The organism is Enhygromyxa salina (assembly GCF_002994635.1).
Taxonomy (GTDB): domain Bacteria; phylum Myxococcota_A; class Polyangia; order Nannocystales; family Nannocystaceae; genus Plesiocystis; species Plesiocystis salina_B.
In genome coordinates, this window is record NZ_PVNL01000135.1 from 491,160 (window position 1) to 515,627 (window position 24,468).

A 24,468-nucleotide genomic window follows, 5' to 3' on the forward strand; every position below is an offset into this window, starting at 1 on the left:
GATGCGAACGACTCTGACTAACTTTGGCTTGGCTGGTGTGTTGGTACTGAGCGCGACGAGCGGGCTCGGCTGTGTTGTCAACGGCGGGAACGACGACGCGGCCAACGAGGAGACTGGGGATGGCGATGGCGATGGGGATGGGGATGGCGACAGCGGGGATGGCGACGGCGATGGCGACAGCGGGGATGGCGACGGCGACACTGGAGACGGCGACGGTGACACCGGAGACGGCGACGGCGACGGCGACGACCCCACCAGTCTCCCGGCCGACTTCCCCGCCTCGCTGACCAAAGCCGGCGGCTGCGGTGATGTCTACATTGGCGTGACCAACCAAGATGGCACGGTCGGCATCCTGTTTAGCGGCACGGAGATCGCGGCGACCGCTCACGACATGGGCGAGACCCAGGTCCGCGAGAGCCAGCTCCCCAGCCCCGACGTCACGCTCACCGCGGCGATCGGCACGCTGCTGGACGACGGCTGCAACGACACGGGCAGCGGCCCGCAGATCACTCACGAGTGGACGGCCGTGAGCGGGACCGTCACCCTCACCGTGGTCCCGACCGGCGAGCCCCAACCATGGGAGATGCCGGCCGACGCCACCCTCGAGCTGACCAACGTCACGTTCGAGGCGCAGGGGCTCGAGCCCGTCGTGGTCGACTCGTGGATCGTCGAAGACGTCTACGTCGGCTGGCTGCCCGGGTAGGCGGCTGGGGTCGGGCGTGGGCTTCGGATAGACTCGGCCACCGATGTCCAACGCCTCGCTCATCGAACTCGTCCGGGCCTCTGTCATTGGGGGGAACGAGGCCGTCGTTGGGCCCTACGGCCCGCGCCTGGTCACCTACGCGGACTACACAGCCTCGGGCCGCTCGCTGAGCTTCATCGAGGACTTCATCCGCAACGCCGTGTTGCCGCTCTACGCCAACACCCACACCGAGAGCTCGGGCACGGGGCTGCAGACCACGCGGTTTCGTGAGGACGCCCGCAGCATCATCCGCGACGCGGTCGGGGCGACCGACGAGCACGCGGTGATCTTCAGCGGCTCGGGCTCGACCGGCGCGATCGATCGCATGATCGGGATCCTCAACTGCCGGATCCCGCGGGATCTCGACCAGCGCTACGGCCTGTCCAAGCACATCCCCGCCGACGAGCGCCCGGTCGTGTTCATTGGCCCGTACGAGCACCACTCCAACGAGCTGCCCTGGCGCGAGTCGATCTGCGAGGTCGTGGTCATCCGCGAGGACGAGCACGGCCAGATCGATCTCGCCGAGCTCGAGCGCGCGCTGATCCACTACGCAGATCGCCCGCTCAAGATCGGCTCGTTCTCGGCCGCCTCCAACGTCAGCGGGATCGTCAGCGACACCCGCAACATTGCGATCACCCTGCACCGCCACGGCGCGCTCTCGTTCTGGGACTGCGCGGCCGCGGCTCCGTATGTCTCGATCTCCATGGGACCGCTCGACGACGGTGAGGACGGCCACCTGTCGTACAAAGACGCGATCTTCATCTCGCCGCACAAGCTGATCGGCGGCCCGGGCACGCCGGGCCTGCTGGTGCTCCGCAAGGAGCTGTGCGCCAACACGATCCCGACCGTGCCCGGCGGCGGCACGGTCTGGTACGTCAACCCGACCGAGCACCGCTACATCGACAACCCCGAGCACCGCGAAGAGGGCGGGACCCCGGCGATCGTCGAGTCGATCCGCGCCGGGCTGGTGTTTCAGCTCAAGCAGGCGGTCGGCACCGACGTGATCCGCGAGTGCGAGCAGTCGTTCATTCACCGCGCGATCGACTCGTGGTCGGGCAACCCGGCGATCCAGATCCTCGGCAACAAGACGGCCCAGCGCCTGTCGATCGTCTCGTTCGTGGTCCGCCACGGCGACAAGTACCTGCACCACAATTTCGTGGTCGCGCTGCTCAACGATGTGTTTGGCATCCAGTCTCGCGGCGGGTGCTCGTGCGCGGGCCCCTACGGCCACCGACTGCTGGGGATCGATCTCGAGACCTCGCACGAGTTCGAGCGCGAGATCGGGCGGGGCTGCGAGGGCATCAAGCCCGGCTGGGTCCGCGTCAACTTCAACTACTTCATCTCCGAGGCCGTGTTCGAGTTCATCCTCGAGGCCGTGCACATCGTCGCGCGCGAGGGCTGGAAGCTGCTCGACGAGTATGACTTTTGTGCCAAGACCGGGCTGTGGAAGCACCGCAAGGGCGGCGGCGCCGAGCCGCTCAGCCTCCGCGACATCAGCTATGGACCCGAGGGGATGTCGCACCGGCCGCATCGGGTCTACGCCAGCGAAGACGCGCTCCCCGGCTACCTCGAGGCTGCGCGCGAGATCCTTGCCAACGCGGAGCCCGGACAGCGCGAGCCGGTTGTGGCGCCGACCAAGGACTTCGAGCACCTGCGCTGGTTTCCGCTGCCCGGCGAGCGAATGGCCTAGAAACTACTCCAGAGGCAGCGTGAGCATGAACTGCTCCTGGCCGGTCGGCGCCTCGGGCAAGATCATGCTCAGCGTGGTCTCGCGGATGCACGTGCGCAGCTCCTCATCATTGATCCCGTCCTGATCCCCAAACTCGACGGTCTCGACGATGCTGCCGAGCTCCTCGTCGCTCATGATCTCGACGTTGACCGTGAGCATGCCGCCCAGATCGGGGTCGCGCTCGCGGGCGGCGTCGATGCACTCGCCGGCCAAGGGCATGAAGTCCGTGTTGAGTTGCGCGAGCAGATCCTCGTGACCGCCGATGCGATTGCGCAGCTCACCGGTTGGCGCGGCGGCCTCGACTGGCTCCGCGCGATCTGGCCGCGCAGGCGCAGGCTCATTCGCGCGCCGAGCCTGTTGCGCGAGGATGCTCGCCCGCAGCTGCTCGCGCGCGACCCGAGCGTCCTGCGGCGTCGGCTCCGACGGGGGCGCCTTCGCCTGGCTCGGCGGGCGTTCGATCGTGCGGGTCGCAGACTTGGACGCGGCTTGCGGACCCGCGGGATCGGCACGGTCCGCGACCGGCTCGGCCTGCTGCGGCCCCGGTGACCGATCCGGCCACATGAACAGGGCCGCGAGCGCGAGCACCATCAGACCCAGACACACCTGCGTGAACCGTGACATGGCGAGGCCGCACTATACCCGCCCGCGGCTACCAGCTGCCGCCCGCGGATCACCCGCCCGGCCGCAGTTGCCCCCGATCCCGCGATCAAACTATAGACCCCCCGCATGGACAACCTCGCGCAAAAGCTTGGTGACGCGGTCGACGTCCTCGAGGCGATCGTCGCCGACCGTGGCCTGCTCGCCCAAGTCGACCCCGAGCTCCGCACGCGACTCATGAAGGCCGCGGGCATGGCCTCCCGACCGTCGCGGACCGAGCAACGGGTGTTTCGTCGGGCCGAGCAGCGCGAGCGCAAGTCCAAGCAGCGCAGCGCGGACGAGAAGGTGCTCGACGCCCTCATGATCCGCCGCAAGCGAGCCCAGCCCGTGTTTGCGACCCCCAGTCGCGACGCCCCCCGCGAGCTCGCGGCCGAGGCCGGTAGCTTCGAGCAACCCGAGCTCGAGTCAGCGCGCAACTGCTACGTCTGCAAGTCCAAGTTCACCCGGGTCCACCACTTCTACGACAAGCTCTGCTGCGACTGCGCCGAGCTCAACCTCGAGCGCCGCCACCAGACCGCAGACCTCACCGGGCGGACCGCGTTGATCACTGGCGCCCGCGTGAAGATCGGCTACCAGGCCGCGATCAAGCTGCTGCGCGCAGGGGCTCGGGTGCTCGTGACCACTCGGTTCCCGCATGACGCCGCGCGCCGCTACGCCGCCGAAGACGACTTCGAAGCGTGGGGCCACCGCCTGGCCATTCATGGCTTGGACCTGCGTCACACGCCCAGCGTCCAGCAGTTTTGCCGCGAGCTGCTCGACCAGGAGTCGCGCCTGGACTTCATCATCAACAACGCCTGCCAGACCGTCCGGCGACCGGCTGGTTTTTATGCGCACTTGATGGATGCCGAGCGCCAACCGGAGCAGCTCTCGGCCGCCGCGCGCGGCGTGGTGTCCCGGGTCGAGACGCTGCCTGCCCCGCTCACCGCCCAACTGTCCTCCCACACCGGAGGCGCCGCCGAGCTCAGCCAAGTCCCGCTGCTCGCCGAGGATCTCGACACCTCCGTGCGCCTGTTCCCGACCGGGGCGCTCGACGCCGACGAGCAGCAGCTCGACTTTCGCAAGGTCAACAGCTGGCGGTTGCTGCTCGACGAGGTCTCGGCCGTCGAGCTGCTCGAGGTCCACCTCGTCAACGCGGTCGCGCCGTTCGTGCTCAACGGTCAGCTCAAGTCGCTGATGACGCGGACGCCGGAGCGGGACAAGCACATCGTCAACGTGTCGGCGATGGAGGGGCAGTTTTACCGGACCTTCAAGACCCCGCGGCACCCCCACACCAACATGGCCAAGGCCGGGCTCAACATGCTCACGCGGACCTCGGCGCCGGACTATGTGCGCGACGGGATCCACATGAACAGCGTGGACACCGGCTGGGTCACCGACGAAGACCCCGCCGAGATCGCGGATCGCAAGCGCGAAGAGGGCTTTCATCCGCCGCTGGACATCGTCGACGGCGCCGCGCGGATCGTCGACCCGATCTTCCAGGGTCAGATCACCGGTGAGCACGCGTGGGGCCGGTTTCTGAAGGACTACAAGCCCACCGACTGGTGATCGCCAGGCGCGATTGTTTCCTCCGCTCGGGCTGATATATCTGCGCCGCGATGACTGCCCTGACCCGCTCCCTGTTCTGCTCGTGCCTGCTCGTCTCGCTCGCGGCCTGCATCGATCCGCCGAGCGCCGCCGACGGTGGCAAGCCCTCCGCTGCCGCCCCGCCGGCCGCCACCGCGGGTGAGCAGCAAAAGCCAGCGGTCACCGCCGAGCCAGGGTTTACCGGCGAGCCAGTGTCCACGGCCACGCTCGGCGGCGGACTGATCGTCGACGACTTCCTGATCGGGACCGGCGAAGAGGCCAAGGTCGGCAGCGAGGTCAGCGTGCACTACACCGGCACCCTCGACGACGGCACCGTGTTCGACACCTCGAAGAAGCGCAACCGCCCCTACACCTTCACGATCGGCGAGGGCCGCGTGATCAAGGGCTGGGACCAGGGCTTGCCCGGCATGAAAGTTGGCGGCAAGCGGCGGCTCACGGTCCCCGCCGACCTCGCCTACGGGTCGCGGGCCAAGGGCAAGATCCCCGCTGACTCGCGGCTGACCTTCACGCTCGAGCTGGTCGAGGTCGTGCCGCCGCTGCCCGATCCAAAGGGCGACGACGCGTTCGCCGGGGAGCCGCTGCAAAAATCCGAGCTCGAGGGTGGCTTGGTGATCGAAGACTTCGCCCTGGGTGAAGGCCGGGTCGCCGCCGACGGCGACAACGTGGCCGTGCACTACACGGGCAAGCTCGACGACGGGACCGTGTTCGACTCGTCGGTGACCCGCAAGAAGGCGATCTCGTTCGTGCTCGGGACCGGGCGGGTGATCAAGGGCTGGGACATGGGCATCGCGGGCATGAAGGTTGGTGGTCTGCGGCGGCTGACGATCCCCTCGGACCTCGCCTATGGGGCGCGCGCGAAGGGGAAGATTCCCGCTGACTCGCGGCTGACGTTTACTGTCGAGCTGATGTCGATCCGCGACGCCCCGGCGCAGCCACAGCGCCCGGCACCGCGTCCGCGCTAGCGGCCGGTGGTGCAATGCATCGCGGCTCCTCGCGCCGGATTTTTCGTCGAGGCGCGAAGCCAACCACGATCGAGCCAACTGGTACGGGTCCCTGCGTTGTCCATCGCGAGAATGTGACATGCCCCCCGTTGTGCAATCGTCGCCCGGTACAGCTGCCATGGAAGGTGGAGCGTCACGGCCACTGGGCGACGCTGAGCGCGATCTGGACGTCGGGTCCAAGGCTGGATGAGTCCTTCAGCCTGAAGCGCAGCACGTAGACGCCCGGCGTCAAGTCGTTGAAGATCGGCGCGAGGTGGTTGCTCTCACCGGTGCTCCCGATCCACGTCGTGTAGTAGATCGAGGCGAGGCCGTCTCGCTCGCAGCCGCGTAGCTCTACCTTTAGGTTCTGCAGCGGCTCGGAGGTGTTGAAGTCGAACGCGTACTGGCCGAACTCGGCGATCTCGACGAGCACGTGACTGGAGACCTCGCCGCCGAGCCGGCCCTCGACCCCGGGGGCCGAACACCCCAGCTCGATCGTCCATGCGGCCTGGCTGACGACGGCGTCGGCTCCCTCACAGGCCTGATCCTGACGAAGTTGGGCCACACTCCACGGCGGGTAGGCGTCGAGCTCGGCTTGGAACTGGTCGATCGACAATCCGAGCTCGTCGAGCAACGCCACCTCGAGTTCCTCCTCACTCCCGAGTGGCTTGGAACACATCCGATGCACGGTCCCGAGCCCGCGAGTCTCCAGCAAGAACGCAACGACCCGCTGGGCCAGCGGATAGTACATTCCCGTCAGGCGACCATGCTCTTGAATCGCAAGCATCGCGTCGCGCAGGGTCCCGACGGACTCCGCATTTTCGTTAGCGTCCGAATACAAGGTTGCCCACCCCTCCTCGATGAACGAGGAGCAGTTCGGCCCACGGCCAGCGTGGGACAGTTCGTGACGGTGGGGAATCAAGGTCGAGCCGAGCCTGCCGTCGATTCCGCATGCGGATACAGTATCGGAGCAGATCCAGCAGCCTGCGTCGTGCGACTCATATAGCGCGTATCGGATCGGCGATGACTCGACCCCCCACGCCGCGGACATCCACTTTACGTGTGACTCCGATGCCTCGAAGCTCGACGCGCAGATGTCCTCGGGATCGAGGCCGAGCAAACCGAAGTTGATCCCGTCACCCTCGAGGATAGCGTTGATGCACTGGGGACCTGCCTCCGACTGCTCACTGCAGGCGAGACAGCCAGATATCCAGATGACGTAGAGTCTCTGGCGACCGACCGACAGCCGCCTGTCCCAGCGTTCCCAAAAAGTTTTAGGTCCCCATTGATACTTCAAATTTCCAGCCATTCGGTGGGATCAATGGTCACCACGCAGTCGCTGTGCGTCAAGGACTTCCGAACGGTGGTCTGGCAGCGAGAGACGCCGGTCTGGATGGCGAGAAACACGTATCGGTGTCGGGCGGGCCGGGTCTCGGCCAAGTCTCCGGGTCCGGGTCCGGGCGAGCGACCCCCTTGGGTGATGGCCATCAGCGACTTCGGCAATCTCCGTGAGCGACTTCGGGCCTGGCCTGGTCGAGCTCACCCTTCGAGACACGGCGACGCCATCGCAACCTGTTTGGAGTCGCGGCGCTCAGGCGGCGAACTTTAGCGCGAGCTGGCCGGGAAGCGGCGGCCGAAGTCGCGGTGGTGGCCTCGGCCCGAGTCCAACAGTGGCGAGGACTCGGGTGATCGTGTCGCGCTCGTTGGCGATCTCGACCAGCTTCAGCGAGCCAACCCGGGCAGACCATGATGTCGACTGCGAACACTCGCTGCGGCAGCCAGGCCCAAGGGTGACGGCTCGGAGGCTTCGTGCCGGGCTCGAACTCGGTCGCTTCGCCCCTCGCACAACAGCTTCAGCTGCGTGGGCTCGGCCGGCTCGGGGGGCGGGGCCCGGGACAACCTCGCTGCGCAGCTTGGGCTGGGACATGGGCATCGCGGGCATGAAGGTCGGTGGTCTGCGGCGGCTGACGATCCCGTCGGACCTCGCCTATGGGGCCCGCGCCAAGGGCAAGATCCCCGCTGACTCGCGGCTGACTTTTACTGTCGAGCTGATGTCGATCCGCGACGCCCCCGCGCAACCGCAGCGCCCGGCACCGCGTCCGCGCTGAGTTTGATCGGTGCGGCGATGACGCTGGTCTAGAAGCGACCCTCCTACCAACTGGTCTAAACGACCACTCCCGAGGCCGCCGACAGGAAATGTGTGGGAGCCTGCTGGCAGGAGCCACCCATGCCCATGTAGATCTGCCCCGGCGGAGGAGGGGTGACTGCCTGGCCGGGGCGGCCTGATCGGGGGGCGAACGCGCTGAGTCATGCGGGGTCACCGGTCCGCAACCCATTGTCGTAGCCTCCGCCGATGCGGCAATATCCCTCCAATACAAGAGCACTGGCTGCCTGGATCGTGACCGTTGTTGTCGGTTGTGGATCAAGCGAACCCACATCCGACTCGAATGTGTCGTGGACTCAATCCGAGACCAACGTCACCAGCACAGATGCGAGCGACACCGGGTCCAGGGATGGTGGAAGCGGGGACGACAGCGGCGTCACGGATACGTCGGACTCCGGCGAAGCCGAACCCCGATGCGGCGATGGCAAGGTCGGCGCGGAAGAAGAGTGCGACCTTGGTCCACTCAACTCGGACAACGGCGGCTGTACGACCACTTGCATGTTGGCTGTCTGTGGTGATGGCTTACTTCACATTGGACACGAGGCCTGCGACGACGGCAACGCCACAAATGACGACACATGCACGACCCTGTGCGAGGCCCCCGGCTGTAGTGACGGCTTGGTCAGTGGTATGGAGAGCGACGTCGATTGTGGCGGAGGTTGCCTACCTTGCGGTGTGGGGCTCAACTGCAACGCCTCGAGCGACTGTGAGACTTGGGGCTGCTTCGAGGGTGTGTGTGGCTACACCGAGAGCTGCGAGGAGATCAACAGCAACACACCGGAGGCCCCTAGTGGTCGCTACTGGATCGATGTCGACGGGGATGGTCCCAACACACCGTTCGAGGTCCTGTGTGAACTCGAACGAGGTGGTGGTGGTTGGACCTTGGTGCTGGTTTCGAGCGACGACGCCCAACACACCTGGACGTGGGAGCACCGGGCATGGCTGACGACGGACGCCACGGTCGTCGGTAGCCTCGACGAGACAAATCGTGACTACAAGTCGCGGGCCTACAACGAGATGGTGTTTCGAGACATTCTCGCCGTCCATGCACCGTCGGACATCTGGGCACAGTACGACGACGTCACGCAGGGCAGCACAGACCTCGGGCACTACGTGGGCGCGGAGCCTTCACCTAACTGTGACTACGCGATGGCGGGAAATGGTATCGAGATGACGGACGGAACGCTGGCCTCCAACCTCGAGAACGATGTCGGGCTGTGCGACACAGACCTCTACTTCAACATCGGGGATCACGAGACCAGCTTGGACTATTGCCTGGTTTCGGATGTGTGCTCCACCGCGACCCACGGTTTGGCATGGAATCGGGGTGGCAACAACGGATGTCCATTCGACGATGCAGATCTCGCGGGACTGGGTCCCGCCAGCCAGTGTGGTTGCTGTGAACTAGGCAGAGACATGCTCGAATCTGGCGGTCGGGGCTTCGCTGGGGCACTCGGTCTCAACAGCGGGACCGCCGAACTCGGCGAGAACTACATTCAAGTGTTCGTGCGGTGACGTGTGCGGGGATGGCGCTGAGGCAGCGCCGAACCTCGACCTACTGGGCTAGACGACCACGCCCGAGGCCGCGAGCTGGCCGCCGTCGATGTCGATGATCGACCCGGTCACGAAGCTGCTCTCGCTCGAGGCCAAGAACAGGATCATGTTCGCAATCTCCTCCGGCGCCGCCATGCGGTGCTGCGGGATCGCCTTCATCACCGCGTCGGAGATCGCCTCGTTCCCCCAGATCGCGCTCGAGAACTTGGTCTTCACAAACCCGGGGGTCAGCGCGTTGACGTTGATCTTCTGATCCGCGAGCTCGACGGCCAACACCTGGGTGAGCATCACGACCGCGGCCTTGGACACACAGTAGATCCCCATGCCCGGCTGCACGCGGCGGCCGGCGACCGAGGCAATGTTGATGATCCGCCCGCCGCCGCGCTCGCTCATCTGCGGCACGCAGGCCCGCGCCATGCGGAAGTAGCCCTTGACGTTGACGTCCCAGGTCTTGTCCCAGTGGCTGTCGTCGGAGCTGAGGATCGGCCCAAAGTTGGGGTTGCTCGCGGCGTTGTTGACGAGGATGTCGACGCCGCCAAACTCGGCGACGGCTCGCTCGACGACGCGGTTGACGGCCTCTTCGTCACCGGTGTGGGCGGCGACGCCGATCGCTTCGGCGCCGGTCTGTTCGCGGATCTGGGCGGCCGCGAGCTCGAGCGGCTCGGGCTTGCGCGAGGCCAACACCAGCTTGGCTCCGGCGGCCGCGAGCGAGGTGGCCGCGGCCAGGCCGATGCCCCGCGAGCCGCCCGTGACGATCGCTACCTTGCCGCTGAGGTCGAACTTGGTGGCGCGCGTGGTCTCGCTCATGCCTGTGGTTCTAGACGGCTGCCGCGACCGCGTCCAGGCGGTAGGCTGCGGCCGTGAGCACCGTCCATGTGATCCGCCACGCCCAAGCGTCGATGTTCGCGGCCGACTACGACAAGCTGTCAGCTCGCGGCTGCGAGCAGGCGCGCACGCTCGGCGAAGTGCTGGCGCGGCGCTGGCTGGCGGCCGAGCGTCCTGGGTTTGACGCGGTGTTCAGCGGGCCCGCGCGCCGCCACGAACACACGGCTGCGCTCGCCGCCGCGGGCTTCGCCAGCGCAGACCTGAGCTTTCCCGATCCGGTCGTGCTCGCGGGCTTCGACGAGCACGACGGGCAGGCGCTGGTTGTCGCCGCGCTCGGCCAGCTTCCACACGATCAACCTGGGCTCGCCAAGCTGGCCACGCACGCGATGGGCAAATCGGCATGACTATGACCAAGAAAGCCAGGGGCGATCGATGAGTTTTGGGTCGGCAGATTATTTGGCGGACAAAAATCTCCCGTTCGCCGTGCTAGATCCTTTGGTGGCGACGTTGGCGCGGGGGCAGATTTTCGCTGCCAAAGGCCGTATCGGAAACTTGCTCCAGATTGAAGAAGGTGACCAGGGCGCGCTCGTCGAGCCGAGGTCACAGTCCACATTGGGTGGATCCGCGTATTTCGAAGGCATCGTCCGTTTCGACGTCGTTTTCTCAGACGCTTTTCTATCTTCGATCGGTCTCGGTCCGGTGCTGCGCGGATCAATTCCCGAGGTCATCTCAACGAGGAAGATGGGGGGCAGGGATGTCTTTCGCTAAGGATCAAGGACTCATGTTGTCGAGCGAGTTTTGGCCTCGGCTGCTTCGCTCGGGGGCGGTCGGACTTTTTATTTACTGCAGCCTGAGGCTCATCTGGCTAAACGTCATTCTGGAGCAACTCGGGCGATGACGTGGGCTTCTGCCGGTGTTGCCTTGCGTCTACTTCTGCGCCCGCTCGTGGCGTTCGGGTTCCTGGCGTTGCTTCTCATGTACCAGGTCTGCCTCACCGTCGATGCCTTGTTTGTGCTCAAAGGTGGTGCGTGGTTCGCTATTCCTTACACCGAGTTGACCGAGCCACGGTTGAGGCAGGTGGACGAGATCCAGGTCCGGGTTGGGGTTGTCGCATTGGCCGCGTACGGAGCCGCTTGGGCTATTGCATCATTCGGTAAAATCCTACACGACGATGAGAAGATCAATCCATTGGCGCATTTGGCATGCGCTGCGGTGCTTGGTTTGAGTCTCATCGCAAGCGCCGCCCCTCACGACGCACTGGTTCCCCTGCATGGGCGCGGGGCACTCGCTCTGGCTTTGGCCGGGAGCATCGCGTGGTGGGTATGGGGCGAGCGACGGACGCCGTCCGCATATTCCACGCCGCAGGTGATCGCGTGGGGCGCCTTTTGTCTGGTGACGTTGAGCCTCGAAGCCGGTGTTCGCGTTGTGATGAGTGCGGCCTATTCCATTACGTCAAGCGGGCGACTTAAGAATGACAACCGCTGGGTTGGCGGAGTATATGAGTTCGGTCGCCAACCTGGCGTCGACTGTATCTCTTGGCAGCCAGATTTCCCCGTTGACGGGGACAGTTTCTTGTTTGTAACCGCTGATGGGCGCGCGACGGACGATCCGTCGAGGGCGGTCGTACTGGACCCAGGCATGGCTCGCAGGACCATGGATATCACGCCAACTGTCGAACTCGAGCATGCAGTGGAGACTGCCGTCTCTCTTCAAAAGGATGCAGGCGGAGATCTAAGGCGGCTCCTGCTCATCGGCGATCCTGAGTCTCCGGCCGCTGTCGTGCGAGAGATCGGGTTACTCGCTGCGAAGCACGAAGTCATGGAAATCTTGCTGCTTCAGCCAGATCCATCTCGGGTGGAAACGGGCGTCTTGGGTGACGTTCTGGCTGTTGGATATTGTGCGATCGGTGAAAGGCAGCCGAGCGTGTTTTCAGACTTCGAGGGCGAAAGTCTACTTGAATTCGCTAAAACTCAATAGGTTGAGGTTCCCCAAGAAGGGAGAACCCGCGACAAACCGGGCGGGGAGTCTTCGCAGAAGCGGTGGCAGCTGCGAGGCCACAATCGCGCATTGAGCTGCACGAGTGGGCCGCCGAGATACCGGGCGGGTCGAGCCGCGCTTGCTCGGGGGTCCGACTCGCCGTCATCTAGCCGCGGAATCTGACCGCTGTCGACAAACTTCGATCCATTCTGCAATAGACGTCATCGCGTCATCGTGGGTGAGAAAGATCTTGCGATAGACGTGCTCGCGTTTCAGGGAGGCAAAGAAGGCCTCGGCGACCGCGTTGTCCCAGCAGTTGCCGCGGCGGCTCATGCTGCAAGTGATCCCTGCGTCGCCGAGTGTCTCGCGGACGCGCGTGGCCTTGTACTGGAAGCCCTGATCCGAATGGAAGAGCAAGCCTTGCTGTGAGGGCTCACGGCTCCCGAGCGCGGCGCTGAGAGCATCGAGGACGAGGTCAGCGCGCATATGGTCGGCGCTCGACCAGCCGACGACCCGACGCGAGAACAGGTCGATCACGACGGCGAGGTACACCCAGCCGGCGATGGTCCAGACGTAGGTGATTGCCAGATAGTGTTCTCTTTCGAATCAGCCGGACAGATTCGAAAGGACGTCACTTCGGGACACCGTCGAACCCGACCGCACCGGCAGTTTCTGATTATAACCCACGAGTCTACGAGGATTCTGCCGGGGACATCGACGTAAATTCAACACTCCATGCCACAAATCCGACTCAAGCTGGCTCACTGTCGAACGACGAGCTTCTTCAATTTCGACCGGACGACCCCATTAGCTCCCATGGAATGACAGACGGCAGCCTCAACGTCACCGGTGGACATCACCGACTCAACGAGATACAGCGCCGAGTAGCGGCCGGCACTCTCCCAGCAGATACTCCAGTCAGGATTCTTCTTCATGACTGATATTACCGAATACCTGGAGGCCGTCGCGCAAGGCCGCGCAGTCCCAAACGACTGGTCTCGACCGCAATGGGCTGTATCCTATCCGATCTTCGCATGGCTGGGCCTTGCTCCGCCGTTACCCAGTCCGCGACCACAAGGCACTGTGATATCGGACTCGGATCTCGAGGCTCTCTGCGCCCACATGCTGCAACGGTTTGTCGACAAGTCGAACTGTTTGGTGTGGTCGAGCTACTTATTAGGTACAGCAGTAGAGGCGGTGGCGGCAGTCGTGCAGGGGCCGCCAGAGCCCCTGGTGCAGAGCGTGTGGGACTTCCTTAAGAATCTCGAATTGACTGAAACGGTCTACCAGTTCTGTCGATCCTTCGGACGGGAGGTACTTGTACGGTTTCGCGGCGACCCCAAGTGGAAGTTGGAGTGGACCCAAGGGATAGCGACAGATTCGCAATCCGCGCTGCGCTATTGGGTTCTTGCCGTCAAGCCGGAGATCTGGACTGGCGCCGTGGAGACGGCCACCATCAAGTCGCTGCGATCCCATTCATTCTCGAAACTCTGACCCGTCGACACCCAAACCCAGCATTTAGATCGTGGCATAAGATGGGCTACGATTTACCCATCGAAGTTCCACTCCAGGGGGAGTTCGGTGTTGCAAAATGTACACACGAACCAGTTCTCCTTTACTAGATTGTGTTCACCACAGGCGGGGCATCGGCGAAAATGGTATGCTGAGGTGAGTTCCGTTGGGCATGGGATTTTGATGGCGATCAAGGTTTTGTAGGCAACATCCCAGCAAGATGGCTGCGGACAGTATCCTGTTGATAGATTCGTCGCACCCACAATCTCGAGCTGTGGTTCCAAACAGATGGTCAACTCACCAGCAGCCCACACGGCTCCGTCAAGTGCACACGCTACGTGTTCGGAGCGGCGGGGAGCCACGCGAAGTATACCGTTGGGCAGAACAACGAAAGTTGCGGTGAGAGAACTCCCATCCCACTCAGTTTCGCTGCGGACCCACGTGGCAAGGTCTTCGGCCGAATGGATCGTGACACCGACATGGCAACCTGCGGCGGCGGCTCTGATCTCAAGGGGACCCACGTAGTTGTAGGACCTGGGCATGCGGCAGATCCTAGCACCTCACCGGCACCTCACCAAGACACCTGATCGACGACATCTATTTTTGCCGCTTGGCGACAACTAGAACTGCCGGTCCCGGCTCGCGGACGACGACACCGCGGCCGATGTGCTCGTGCAAGAGCAGCCGGTCCTGGCGTCGTGTTACGGGGCCTCGGCTGCGGACCAACAGCTACTGGGCGACGCGCCCGGGCAGCAGACTCGCAAGCTCGCGCACGCAGTGCGAGAAGTCGCCGAGCCCAAGCCCAACGATGCGCTCGCCGAGGTTGGTGGAGTGAACGTGCACGCGGGTGCGGCCGTGCCCAGCCGCGATCGCCGGCGGCTCGAGCGATTGTGTCGTTACGTCGCACGGCCGCCACTCGCTCAGGAGCGCCTCGAGTTCACCGCCGACGGCCGCTGCCGCTACAACTTTCGGCATGCGTGGAAGAATGGTGTGCACGCGGTCTTGCTCGATCCGCTCGATCTCATTGCGCGGCTGTGTGCCCTGATCCCGCCACCAAGGTTCCACATGTTGCGCTACCATGGCGTGCTCGCGGCCCACGCCAACCGGAGCGGATGGAGGCCAGCTTGCTGGCCGGAGTCCGCGTAGGTAGACGAGGACGGCCGCCAGGCCGACCGCAGTCAACGCGCGGGCCGAAGTCGTGCTAGGTCGTCGGCCCGAGAGCGCTGAGCCGACGCAGATCCCGTTGTCGTTCGCGGGCGCTCCGACAGCGCTCGAGGGCCTCGCCAAACAACCCACTCGGCATCCATGGGCTTGGTTGCTGCAGCGCGTGTTCGCGGTCGACATCATGACCTGCCCGCGCTGCCGCGGTGCGATGCGCTTGGTCAAGATCGCCAACAGGCCCGGCCAGATCGCACGAGTGCTCGCCGACTTGGGCCTCGGTGCCCGTCCGCCGCCGAGGCCGAGGCCTCCTCCGACTGGACAGCTCGCGCTCGACTTCGCTGCGTGACCGACCCGACTCTGCTCAGGTCGTGATGGTCGAGCCGTGCCTCGCGTGGACGCAGCTGGGCAGCTTCGGGGCGACATCGAGTGCGGGCTCACGGATCTGGGTAAGTTTGGGGGCGACTCATGCCGAGCCGGCCCCTGTGCGGTACCTGACCTGCGGCTGCCCGGACCGAGAACACAGTCGCGCGATGTTCACGCCCCCGCCGACCATGGATTGGATGTCTTAGGCGCACCAGGCCGTGATGGTCGAGCCGTGGCTTGGGCTCAGGGACCGAGGCAGGTTCGGCGCGAGACCACGCCGAACCGGGTGAAGTCGGGGGGCCTGTTCGTCACCCGACCTGGCCTGGGACCACTTCGCCTGCCTGCGCCGGCTGCCTGCGCCGGCCGATCCGCACGCTGAACAGTAGTGGCGCGACGTTCGCGCAGCCCGACCCCCATCGTGCATCCTATCCACCCGGGCAGCTCGGCTTTCGCTATCGTCCATAGGAAGTATCGACGGGAGTCGGAGTCGGAGCCGGAGGCAGGCGCACGCGGATCTGTGTGCCCGCCCCCGGCTTCGTATCAATTTGGAGATCGTGGCGCGCCTGGGAGAGACCCCTTCGCCATTAGGGTCAACCCCTCATGGACCGTGGCGAGCGTCGTGTTTATATCGAAGCATCAAAACCAAGCCCATTCTCACCCTGCTGAGCATTGGTCTGTGTCTCGTCGCCCCCGAGGCGGAGGCGTCGAAGATCTGGAATCGTGACGCATCGGCCTCGTCGCGCTTCGTCACCTGTTGCCCGCCTCTTTACAACGTGCCGCTCGGCAGGGTCGACGAGTTGGACAACGCAATCTGGGAACTCGACTATAACGAGTGGGCTCAGGTCGACACTTTTTTCACCGGCACCTACGACATCCTGTACTGTAGTTGGTTCGCCACCTGGGATGACGCTTTCGCACACGCCGACGCGGCTCAGGCCCTTATCGTCAATTACCATTATCCGTACCCTTGGTATGACGACGACGCGTTTGATGAGACCCTCGCCAAAGGGTTCGCGCACGGCGTCATGGACTGGTCGGGCGAAGTCCAGGCAGCCTACTGTGAGGAGAACCGGCGCGGTACGCATATGTCCGGCAACATCCGGGTTGGCGCAACGCTGAGCACCGAGCCCCCACGCGACTGCGGCCTCGACCCCGACCACGACTTCCCGGACGTGAGCCTCTATACCGTCGCGGAAGACCGCCTGTATGTCACCGACCAAACCGTGTTGACGGGGACGCCGATCAATCGCCTGACCGAGATCAATTGGTCGAATACGGCCGCGATGACCTCACTCGGCAACATGCTCTATATCGTGCAGGGCAACTCTCTGTGGCAGACCGACCCCGCCAACGGCAGCTGGCGGCGGCTCGGGAACGTGGGGAGCTGGTCCAACACCGCGGCGATGACCGCGATCGACGACATGCTCTACATCGTTCAAGGCAACACCTTGTGGCGGGCCAGCCCGGAAGACGGCAGCTTTCAACAGCTCGGCTCACCCGGCGCCTGGTCCAACACCGCGGCGATGACCGCGATCGACGGCATGCTCTACGTCGTGCAGGGCGGCACTTTGTGGCGGGCCAGCCCGGAGGACGGCAGTTACCAACAACTCGGTTCCCCCGGAAGCTGGGGGGATACGGCCGCGATGACGACTGTCGACGGGCTGTTGTACATCGTGCAGGGCGACACCCTGTGGCAGGCCCAGCCGAGCGACGGACAGTGGCTTCGAATCGGGACCGAGGACGACTGGTGGAGCACCGTCAGCATGACGACGGACGATGGCTGGTTGTACATCGTGCAGAACGGGACGCTGTGGCGCGTCAACCCGGACACCGGCTGGTATGCCCCGGTCGGTCTGAGGGGGGATTGGCAAGGCACCGTCGCGATCACGGCGGCGTCGACCACCGCCTGCGCCCATGATGTCTGTAATCTCGGCGAGTCGTTGGCATCGAGCTGCGATGATCCGTGCGCTGCCGAGGTCTGTGCGGTCGACCCCTATTGCTGTGATCCGGACGGGGCCTGGGACCCCCTCTGCGTGCACGAGGCCACATCAATCTGCGACGCCAGCTGCGGTTGAGCGCGGGAGCCCCTCACTGCTTCTTCATGCGGTTGAGCAGCAAACCAAACTCGTAGCGACGCCGGGCCGCCTCGGCGTAGTCTTCTTCGTCGCCGTCGTCGTCATCGCCGATGCACGATGGGCTCATACCCAAGCCGCTCCAGCGTCGGGTTGCAGATCGGCGCGAGCTTGGTGTCGTCGAGGTCGTCGAGCGAACGACCATGGCGCTCGGCGCCCGCCGGTCGACGAGAGGGCCTGGCGTCGTGAATTCAAACTGGTCGGTGCTCTAGACGACCACGCCCGAGGCCGCGAGCTGGCCGCCGTCGATGTCGATGATCGACCCGGTCACGAAGCTGCTCTCGCTCGAGGCCAAGAACAGGATCATGTTCGCAATCTCCTCCGGCGCCGCCATGCGGTGCTGCGGGATCGCCTTCATCACCGCGTCGGAGATCGCCTCGTTCCCCCAGATCGCGCTCGAGAACTTGGTCTTCACAAACCCGGGGGTCAGCGCGTTGACGTTGATCTTCTGATCCGCGAGCTCGACGGCCAACACCTGGGTGAGCATCACAACCGCGGCCTTGGACACACAATAGATCCCCATGCCGGGCTGCACGCGGCGACCGGCGACCGAGGCGATGTTGATGATCCGCCCGCCGCCGCGCTCGCTCATCTGCGGGACGCAGGCCCGCGCCATGCGGAAGTAGCCCTTGACGTTGACGTCCCAGGTCTTGTCCCAGTGGCTGTCGTCGGAGCTGAGGATCGGCCCAAAGTGAGGGTTGGTCGCGGCGTTGTTGACGAGGATGTCGACGCCGCCAAACTCGGCGACGGCTCGCTCGACGACGCGGTTGACGGCCTCTTCGTCACCGGTGTGGGCGGCGACACCGATCGCTTCGGCGCCGGTCTGTTCGCGGATCTGGGCGGCCGCGAGCTCGAGCGGCTCGGGCTTGCGCGAGGCCAACACCAACTTGGCTCCGGCGGCCGCGAGCGAGGTGGCCGCGGCCAGGCCGATGCCCCGCGAGCCGCCCGTGACGATCGCTACCTTGCCGCTGAGGTCGAACTTGGTGGCGCGCGTGGTCTCGCTCATGCCTGTGGTTCTAGACGGCTGCCGCGACCGCGTCCAGGCGGTAGGCTGCGGCCGTGAGCACCGTCCATGTGATCCGCCACGCCCAAGCTTCGATGTTCGCGGCCGACTACGACAAGCTGTCAGCCCACGGCTGTGAGCAGGCGCGCACGCTCGGCGAGGTGCTGGCGCGGCGCTGGGTGGCGGCCGAGCGTCCTGGGTTCGACGCGGTGTTCAGCGGGCCCGCGCGCCGCCACGAGCACACCGCTGCGCTGGCCGCCGCGGGCTTCGCCAGCGCAGACCTGAGCTTTCCCGATCCGGTCGTGCTCGCGGGCTTCGACGAGCACGACGGGCAGGCGCTGGTCGTCGCGGCGCTCGGCCAGCTTCCACACGATCAACCTGGGCTCGCCAAGCTGGCCACGCACGCGATGGACACGACCGTGAACCCGCGTCAGCGCGCCAAGTCGTGGCAGCAATTGTTCGAGGCGATCATGCGCCGCTGGCTACGCGGCGGGCTCGAGCTCGACGGCGTCGAGACCTGGCCGAGCTTTCACCAGCGAGTGCGCGACGCGTTCGCGACCCTGCGCGCCACCGCCAAGGGCGAGGTGGCGCTGTTCACCTCGGTGGGGCCGACCGCCGTGGTGCTTCACGAGGTCCTGGGCCTGCCGCCCGAGCGGGCGTTCGAGCAGGCCTGGCGGCTGTACAACACCTCGATCACGCGGGTGATCTACAGCGGCGATCGCATGACCCTCGACGGCTTCAACGAGGTCGCCCACCTGCCCCTCGGCGAGTGGACCCACCGCTGATCACTCAGCCAACCGGCGCGGGGAAGCAGTCGAACTCGATGTTGCCGTCGACGTTGCCCCAATTGAGGCTGACCTGCAGCGCCGTGACCCCCATTGGCTGCATCACCCGATTGACGCTGTCGAGGTCATTCTGGTTGAGGTAGGCGTTGAGGTTGGGACTGGCGAATTCCGAGACCATGTACAGCCCGCCGCCGTGGATCGCAACATAGTCGATCAGGGTCTGCATCTCGGCGTCACTGGGCTCGTCGCCGCCGTCGAACTGGCCCGACGCCTCCAAGTAGATGACGAGGTCGAAGTCCGCGGCGAGCTGCCCGGGGTTTCCGATATACTGCGCGGGCATGTGAATGCCCGCCACGGTCGCGTTGATGTTGAAGTTAATCGGGCCGTCGGAGTCGGTCCAGCCGAACCTCAAAATGGTCGGATCGCCCTCGGTCCCGGCCAGCCACGCGTGCAGCGGGCAGTTGGTGGACTCGTTGAAGGGCAGGCTGCTGTCGGCCGAAGCGATGAAGCGACCGTTGCCATGGTTGCCCAACGCGTAGACGATCTCGTTCATCAGCGTCGCGCTCGCAAACACGTCGTCTCCGGTGATCTCGAACACGCCCGACTGCATGGAGGCGATCGTCAGCGCGCAGTCGATGCACTCCATCTGCATGAGGTCGACCTCCGCGGCGATGTCGAACTTGGGCTCGCCGGTTGGGTCGCCGTCACCGTCGCCGGTTGGATCGCCATCGCCATCGCCAGTCGGGTCGCCGTCGCCGGTTGGATCGCCGTCACCAGTTGGATCGCCGTCGCCGCTGGTCTCGCTGGGTCCGAGCGTGATCCCAAACGTGGTGCTGCTGTCGTCGCCAGTGGTCTGGCCTTGGCCGCAGGCGAGCCCACCAGCGAGGGCGAGGGCGATCGAGGTCAAACACGCGCGAGACATGCCCTCATCATAGGACCGCCCGACGACGCCGCGCAATTCTGCCCAGCGACCGGCCCTCAGACCCGACTCGCGGACTTCTTCCTCGCCGCAGGCTTCTTCTTCGCCGCAGCCTTCTTCACAGCGGCCTTCTTCGCCGCGGGCTTCTTCACCACGGGCTGCTTCGCCACCCCCTTCGCGGCGCCCGGCGACGACGGCTTGTACTTGCGCTTGATATGCGCGGCCGACTTCTTGACCAGCGTGCGCAGGACCTTCAGATCGACGTCCGCGAGCCTGTTGATGTACAGGCAAGATTTCCCGGTCTTGTGCTTTCCAAGCCGGCCGAGCAGCTCCGCGTAGTCCTCGAAGCCCGGCATGATGTAGAGCGTGAGGTTGCGGGCGCGCGGCGAGAAGCCGGTCAAGAACCAGTCGCCCTCACGACCGCTCTCGTAGACATAGTGGCAGGAGCCGAAGCCAACGATGCTCGGTCCCCACATCTGCGCCTCGGCCTTGGTCACCTCGCGCATCAACTCGACGATCACCTGGGCGTCGGCGCGCTGCTGTTCGTCAGCGATCGCGGCGAGAAAGTCCGTAACCTTTGCGTCTGTGGGTTTGGTCTGGAGCTCGGCCACGGCCAAGTCTACCGAAGATCCAGCTGAAGCGGAGGTGACTCGGTTCTCACGCGAGCGCTCCGCTGATTTGGACCGGCGGATCTTCACGCAACTATCCAGTTGATCGCGCTGGTGGTCTCGACCGCCCCGCACACCTGGCGATCTTCGGGTGTCGAGGGCCACCGAGACAAGCAGCATCGACCTCACCCGACTCACACCATGTCAGACTTGTCCCGCCGGGGCAGCGATTACGCTGCCAAAGGTGCGCTTTCGTAGCCCGCCCATCGCCCCGTGCTACGTACCTGCAATGGCAGGCCGAGGGCTCCCATGTTGCGCACGCACGAGAATACGAGTGGTTGGTCTGGTGGTCGCGCTGAGTAGCGGGTGCAGTGTCGAGGTCATCGAGTACGACGGCTCCGCCGACGACAACTGCGGCCCAGATTGCGGACCCGTGGGCACCGAGCGCGGGTGTGTCGAGCTCCTCGAGGGTTCGTCGAACAACGACGTACTCGCGCTGCTACCTGCCGATAGCGGCCAGTTCTTCGCGGCCGGCGCGATCGAGGTGGGGTCGACCACGCGCGGCTGGGTCTCGAGCTTCAGTGAGTCCGGGGAGCAGCGATGGCTCACCCAGATCGAGCTCCCCAGTTCCGACGACGTCGATGTCGACGTCCGGGTGCTCGCGCTCGCGCCCGATCAAGCCAGTGGTGTGTGGGCGTTGGCGGTGTCGCCCACGATGGACTACTTGGTCCATCTCGATCAGGACGGCGCCAGCGTCAGCACGGTCGATCTCGACGCAGAGGTCGGACTCTACGTCAGCGCGCGCGCCATCGCGGCCACGAGCGCGGGCATCTGGGTCGCGGGCACGAGTCAGGCCGACATGTGGCTGGCGGTTCACGATCCTACGACCAACGCCACGACCACGCGCTTGCTCGAGGACCACCTCGGGTTCAAAGATGAGGTCCAGGCGATGGGCGTCAGTCCAACCGAGCTCGCGATTGCAGCAACCGTGAGCACCAGCCCCAATTTTGACGACGACCTGCTGCTCACGGCCACGACCGACATCTTGGTGATCCAGCTCGACCTGCAAGGCACCGAGCGCACGCGCACGCTGCTGCCCGCGACGCCAGACTCACCGATTGCGAGGCACGCGTCGAGCATCAGCGCGGACGCTGCGGGCCGGTGGTTTGTCGGTGGTGTGCAACGGCCCCGAAGTGTTGGCGTCGACGCGCAGCTGTGGGTCGCGCGAGTCGACCCCGAGCAGCGCTGGGAGTGGACGAGCGACGAGCTCCTCGACAGCGTTGGGTTCGCGGGGATCGTGGGCGTCGACGACGGGGTCCTCGCGGCCGGCGGCCAGCTGATCACAGCCGACGCTGACACGCCCAGCATCCACGCTTGGCTGGGCAGCGTGGCCAGCGACGGCGCGCTTCGGTGGCAACATGCCAACCGCCCAGCCGACCACGACCACAACGAGTACAAGGTGTTGGTGCGCGATGCCGAGGGCCGGATCCGGGCAGCTAGCAAGGCGTGGGGGCCCGGCGACTCGTCCCTGCTCCGCTCGTGTCTGATATCGTACTAGAGACTGAGGGCGAACCCATCGAGGTGAACAATGCAGCTGAATCGAAGAGCTAGAACTAGAACTAGAACCGGACGAGCCGCGTCAGTGTCAATACTGGCAGCCATTGTGCTCTCCCTTTGTACAGTGCCCGCTCCGGCCCACGCCTACTGCGTGGCCCCTGCTGGCATGGTGACGTTTTGGTCGACGGAGTTCCCGGATCTTCGCTTACCGGTCTGGCTCAATATCTCGACCAACTATTCAGTCGCCCACACGGGGCAGACACCGCAAGACGTGGCCAGGCTCATCATCGAGGTCATCGCGCGTCACAATGAGTCGGTCTCGGCGCCCAAGCTGTACTTTGCCGGCTTTACGAGCGCGCCCTATGACCCGCTCGCGCAGGACCCGAGCATCCCGGAGATCGAGCTGCCAGCTGGGGTCAACATCTTGAGCATGACCTGCGCCGAGGCGGCCCAGCAGCCCATTTGCAACGGCGGCGCCAAGGCCTGCGCACGCTTTGTCGCCCGCCCGAAGCTCGGTGAGGTGGCGAGCTGGGGCGATCCGATCGGCATGGTGGCCGTGGTGCCGCCCAACTGCGACGGCGCCAACAACGACAGCTTGCTGATGACCGGGTATGTCGACGCGAGCCAGTTGCTGCTGCACGAGATCGGGCACACCCTGGGCCTGCATCACGCCAATCAGGCCGAGGCCGAGTGCGCCGACAAAGGGCTCGTGCACGGGGGCCTCGACGCTGGCGCCAGCGGGGTCATGCAGACCGCGGTGCCCTCCAATTTTGCCGCGTATAGATCATGGCGCAGAGACGATCTCTCGGGTTTCGAGCATATCTATGGATCCGCGGTCGAGCCGCTCGAGATCGCGTGGTGGCCCGACACCGACTATCCAGATTACCCGCTCGACGCCGCCGGGACCTCCGTGGTCGGGATGCCGGTCTCGCGCTCTGTGGTCGTCTCGAACCGCTCGCCTGTCGGCACCCAGGCGCTGGTGACCACCGGGCCCGATGGTAGAGTCCTGCACCGACTCATGAACGAGGCGGGTGCTCTGACGCCCGCACCAGGCGACGCCGTGGTCGACCCGGGCTCGAGCGGGCGGACCTGGGCCATGCCCGCGGTCGCGCTCGGCGGTGACGGGATTGACGACCGCGTGTTCGTGGCCTGGATGGCAAACGAACAGCCGAACAGCTCGCTCATGACCTTGCGGACGGGCGTGCGCTCGACGGACAACCTCGACTGGACCTTCTCCAACCACCCCGGCGACTTTCGGGTCAATCGGCTGTCGGCCGCGTATGCCCCGGCTCCGGGGGTGTTTGTGGTGACGACCCTGGAGGCGGACACGACCCAGCTCGAGGTCGTGCTGTTCGACCTCGACGGCGCCGCGCTGGGGCCGGTGCTCAACCTCGAGGGCGTGCACGCCTATGGCGTTGGTGCGCCGCTGTGCGCGGGTGATCGCTGCCTCGTGCCATTCTCGGAGTCGGCGTTTGGTGGCCCCGACTTCGGCGTCGCCGAGATCCAGATCGACGCGCGGACCAAGGCCCTGCTGTTGCTGTCGACCGAGGTCCTGGACACGGTCAACACCTACGGCGCCCTCAGCTTGCTCGACGGCGGCGAGACCTTGCTGGGTAGCACGGGTGAGCGGCGATTCTCGCTGGGCAGCTACCCTGGGCTGGCGGCAGACGGCACGGAGGCGTTCCCCAATCCAAACGACGAATGGCCGCTCGGCGTGGGGCTGTGGGGCAGCGTGAACGATCCCCATCCGCGAATGTTTCAGCCCCGGGCGGTCGTGTGTGGCAACGGGATCGTGCAGGGAGCGGAGACCTGTGACGACGGCAACGACGTCCCCGATGACGGCTGCGTCGCCTGTGGTCTCGAAGTAGTCGACGAAGAGGAGGAGGCCAACGAGCCGGCCGAGGCCGGCACGGGAGGCGATGAGACGGCCGGCGGCGAGACCGGTGGCGCTGGCCTGGTCGAAGGCGACGGGTGCGAGTGTCGAGCGTCGCGGACCGGAACCTGGTGGCAAGGATGGCTCGCATTGTTGGGACTCCTCGCCCTGAGCGCGCTCGGGTCGTCCGGCGGCCGGGTCTCCGCGCGATCCAGAGGCCCTCGACCCTAATCCTGCGGTTGGTCGAGCGCGGCCCGACCCATGAGCTCCCGACTAGCAACGACCCATTCCCCTGGGTCGACGAGCTTGGGGTCGAGGCGACTGACTATCGGTAGCGCGAGCA

Annotated in this window: 21 protein-coding genes and 1 pseudogene; 15 read left to right on the top strand and 7 right to left on the bottom strand. The window is 65.3% G+C overall.

Annotation, left to right across the window (positions count from 1 at the left end):
- The first annotated feature begins 1 nt into the window (after window position 1).
- A complete protein-coding gene (locus ENSA7_RS36280; RefSeq protein WP_146158546.1) occupies window positions 2-703 on the top strand; it encodes a hypothetical protein in 702 nt (233 codons plus the stop codon).
- 43 nt (window positions 704-746) lie between these two features.
- Entirely contained in the window at window positions 747-2,432 is a 1,686-nt protein-coding gene (locus ENSA7_RS36285) for an aminotransferase class V-fold PLP-dependent enzyme (RefSeq protein WP_106093990.1), read from the top strand.
- A 3-nt stretch (window positions 2,433-2,435) separates the two neighbouring features.
- Here the strand turns inward: ENSA7_RS36285 and ENSA7_RS36290 are convergent, their stop codons facing one another.
- Entirely contained in the window at window positions 2,436-3,092 is a 657-nt protein-coding gene (locus ENSA7_RS36290) for a hypothetical protein (protein ID WP_106093991.1), read from the bottom strand.
- Window positions 3,093-3,197: 105 nt separating this feature from the next.
- Between ENSA7_RS36290 and ENSA7_RS36295 the strand changes: the two genes are divergently transcribed.
- Window positions 3,198-4,673, top strand: a complete 1,476-nt coding sequence (locus ENSA7_RS36295) for an SDR family NAD(P)-dependent oxidoreductase (protein WP_106093992.1) — start codon at window positions 3,198-3,200, stop codon at window positions 4,671-4,673.
- Between the two features lie 50 nt (window positions 4,674-4,723).
- Complete coding sequence (locus tag ENSA7_RS45585; protein ID WP_106093993.1) at window positions 4,724-5,674, top strand: FKBP-type peptidyl-prolyl cis-trans isomerase; 951 nt, start codon at window positions 4,724-4,726, stop codon at window positions 5,672-5,674.
- Window positions 5,675-5,846: 172 nt separating this feature from the next.
- Here the strand turns inward: ENSA7_RS45585 and ENSA7_RS36305 are convergent, their stop codons facing one another.
- Window positions 5,847-6,533, bottom strand: a complete 687-nt coding sequence (locus tag ENSA7_RS36305) for a hypothetical protein (RefSeq protein WP_146158547.1) — start codon at window positions 6,531-6,533, stop codon at window positions 5,847-5,849.
- A gap of 1,084 nt (window positions 6,534-7,617) precedes the next feature.
- Here ENSA7_RS36305 and ENSA7_RS36310 point away from each other — a divergent pair.
- Window positions 7,618-7,800, top strand: coding sequence for an FKBP-type peptidyl-prolyl cis-trans isomerase (locus tag ENSA7_RS36310; protein WP_106093995.1), 183 nt, complete (start codon window positions 7,618-7,620; stop codon window positions 7,798-7,800).
- 554 nt (window positions 7,801-8,354) lie between these two features.
- Complete coding sequence (locus ENSA7_RS36315) at window positions 8,355-9,371, top strand: fibrinogen-like YCDxxxxGGGW domain-containing protein (protein WP_181234451.1); 1,017 nt, start codon at window positions 8,355-8,357, stop codon at window positions 9,369-9,371.
- A gap of 48 nt (window positions 9,372-9,419) precedes the next feature.
- Here ENSA7_RS36315 and ENSA7_RS36320 read toward each other — a convergent pair whose 3' ends face one another.
- Entirely contained in the window at window positions 9,420-10,217 is a 798-nt protein-coding gene (locus ENSA7_RS36320; RefSeq protein ID WP_106093997.1) for an SDR family NAD(P)-dependent oxidoreductase, read from the bottom strand.
- Between the two features lie 53 nt (window positions 10,218-10,270).
- On the opposite strand from ENSA7_RS36320, the gene ENSA7_RS36325 reads away from it, so the two are divergent.
- From ENSA7_RS36325 to ENSA7_RS36335, 3 genes are all read left to right on the top strand, one after another.
- The gene (locus tag ENSA7_RS36325; protein ID WP_106093998.1) at window positions 10,271-10,639 is read left to right on the top strand and encodes a histidine phosphatase family protein; all 369 of its coding nucleotides are present in this window, start codon (window positions 10,271-10,273) and stop codon (window positions 10,637-10,639) included.
- A gap of 28 nt (window positions 10,640-10,667) precedes the next feature.
- On the top strand, window positions 10,668-11,003 hold the full coding sequence (locus ENSA7_RS44585) for a hypothetical protein (protein WP_181234452.1): 336 nt from the start codon (window positions 10,668-10,670) through the stop codon (window positions 11,001-11,003).
- A gap of 126 nt (window positions 11,004-11,129) precedes the next feature.
- Complete coding sequence (locus ENSA7_RS36335) at window positions 11,130-12,212, top strand: hypothetical protein (protein WP_106094000.1); 1,083 nt, start codon at window positions 11,130-11,132, stop codon at window positions 12,210-12,212.
- Between the two features lie 171 nt (window positions 12,213-12,383).
- Here the strand turns inward: ENSA7_RS36335 and ENSA7_RS36340 are convergent.
- Window positions 12,384-12,794 (bottom strand): annotated as a pseudogene (locus tag ENSA7_RS36340) (IS3 family transposase); the annotation flags it as partial.
- Between the two features lie 351 nt (window positions 12,795-13,145).
- Here ENSA7_RS36340 and ENSA7_RS36345 point away from each other — a divergent pair.
- The 3 genes from ENSA7_RS36345 to ENSA7_RS36360 all read left to right on the top strand — a co-directional run bounded on the left by ENSA7_RS36345 (window position 13,146) and on the right by ENSA7_RS36360 (window position 17,323).
- On the top strand, window positions 13,146-13,706 hold the full coding sequence (locus ENSA7_RS36345; RefSeq protein WP_146158548.1) for a hypothetical protein: 561 nt from the start codon (window positions 13,146-13,148) through the stop codon (window positions 13,704-13,706).
- Window positions 13,707-14,396: 690 nt separating this feature from the next.
- Complete coding sequence (locus ENSA7_RS36350; protein ID WP_181234454.1) at window positions 14,397-14,870, top strand: transposase; 474 nt, start codon at window positions 14,397-14,399, stop codon at window positions 14,868-14,870.
- A gap of 932 nt (window positions 14,871-15,802) precedes the next feature.
- Window positions 15,803-17,323: a Kelch repeat-containing protein gene (locus ENSA7_RS36360; RefSeq protein WP_146158549.1), complete on the top strand. Its 1,521-nt coding sequence runs from the start codon at window positions 15,803-15,805 to the stop codon at window positions 17,321-17,323.
- Between the two features lie 265 nt (window positions 17,324-17,588).
- Here ENSA7_RS36360 and ENSA7_RS36365 read toward each other — a convergent pair whose 3' ends face one another.
- On the bottom strand, window positions 17,589-18,386 hold the full coding sequence (locus ENSA7_RS36365; RefSeq protein ID WP_106094006.1) for an SDR family NAD(P)-dependent oxidoreductase: 798 nt from the start codon (window positions 18,384-18,386) through the stop codon (window positions 17,589-17,591).
- A gap of 53 nt (window positions 18,387-18,439) precedes the next feature.
- On the opposite strand from ENSA7_RS36365, the gene ENSA7_RS36370 reads away from it, so the two are divergent.
- On the top strand, window positions 18,440-19,168 hold the full coding sequence (locus tag ENSA7_RS36370) for a histidine phosphatase family protein (RefSeq protein ID WP_106094007.1): 729 nt from the start codon (window positions 18,440-18,442) through the stop codon (window positions 19,166-19,168).
- 4 nt (window positions 19,169-19,172) lie between these two features.
- Here ENSA7_RS36370 and ENSA7_RS36375 read toward each other — a convergent pair whose 3' ends face one another.
- Both ENSA7_RS36375 and ENSA7_RS36380 read right to left on the bottom strand, forming a co-directional pair.
- A complete protein-coding gene (locus ENSA7_RS36375; protein ID WP_146158550.1) occupies window positions 19,173-20,090 on the bottom strand; it encodes a hypothetical protein in 918 nt (305 codons plus the stop codon).
- A 56-nt stretch (window positions 20,091-20,146) separates the two neighbouring features.
- Window positions 20,147-20,698, bottom strand: a complete 552-nt coding sequence (locus ENSA7_RS36380; protein ID WP_106094097.1) for a DUF1801 domain-containing protein — start codon at window positions 20,696-20,698, stop codon at window positions 20,147-20,149.
- 343 nt (window positions 20,699-21,041) lie between these two features.
- On the opposite strand from ENSA7_RS36380, the gene ENSA7_RS36385 reads away from it, so the two are divergent.
- Both ENSA7_RS36385 and ENSA7_RS45590 read left to right on the top strand, forming a co-directional pair.
- Window positions 21,042-22,253 carry a hypothetical protein gene (locus ENSA7_RS36385; protein WP_146158551.1) on the top strand — a complete coding sequence of 404 codons (1,212 nt, stop codon included), beginning with the start codon at window positions 21,042-21,044 and terminating at the stop codon, window positions 22,251-22,253.
- Window positions 22,254-22,376: 123 nt separating this feature from the next.
- On the top strand, window positions 22,377-24,356 hold the full coding sequence (locus ENSA7_RS45590; protein WP_244924026.1) for a DUF4215 domain-containing protein: 1,980 nt from the start codon (window positions 22,377-22,379) through the stop codon (window positions 24,354-24,356).
- The last annotated feature ends 112 nt before the right edge of the window (window positions 24,357-24,468 follow it).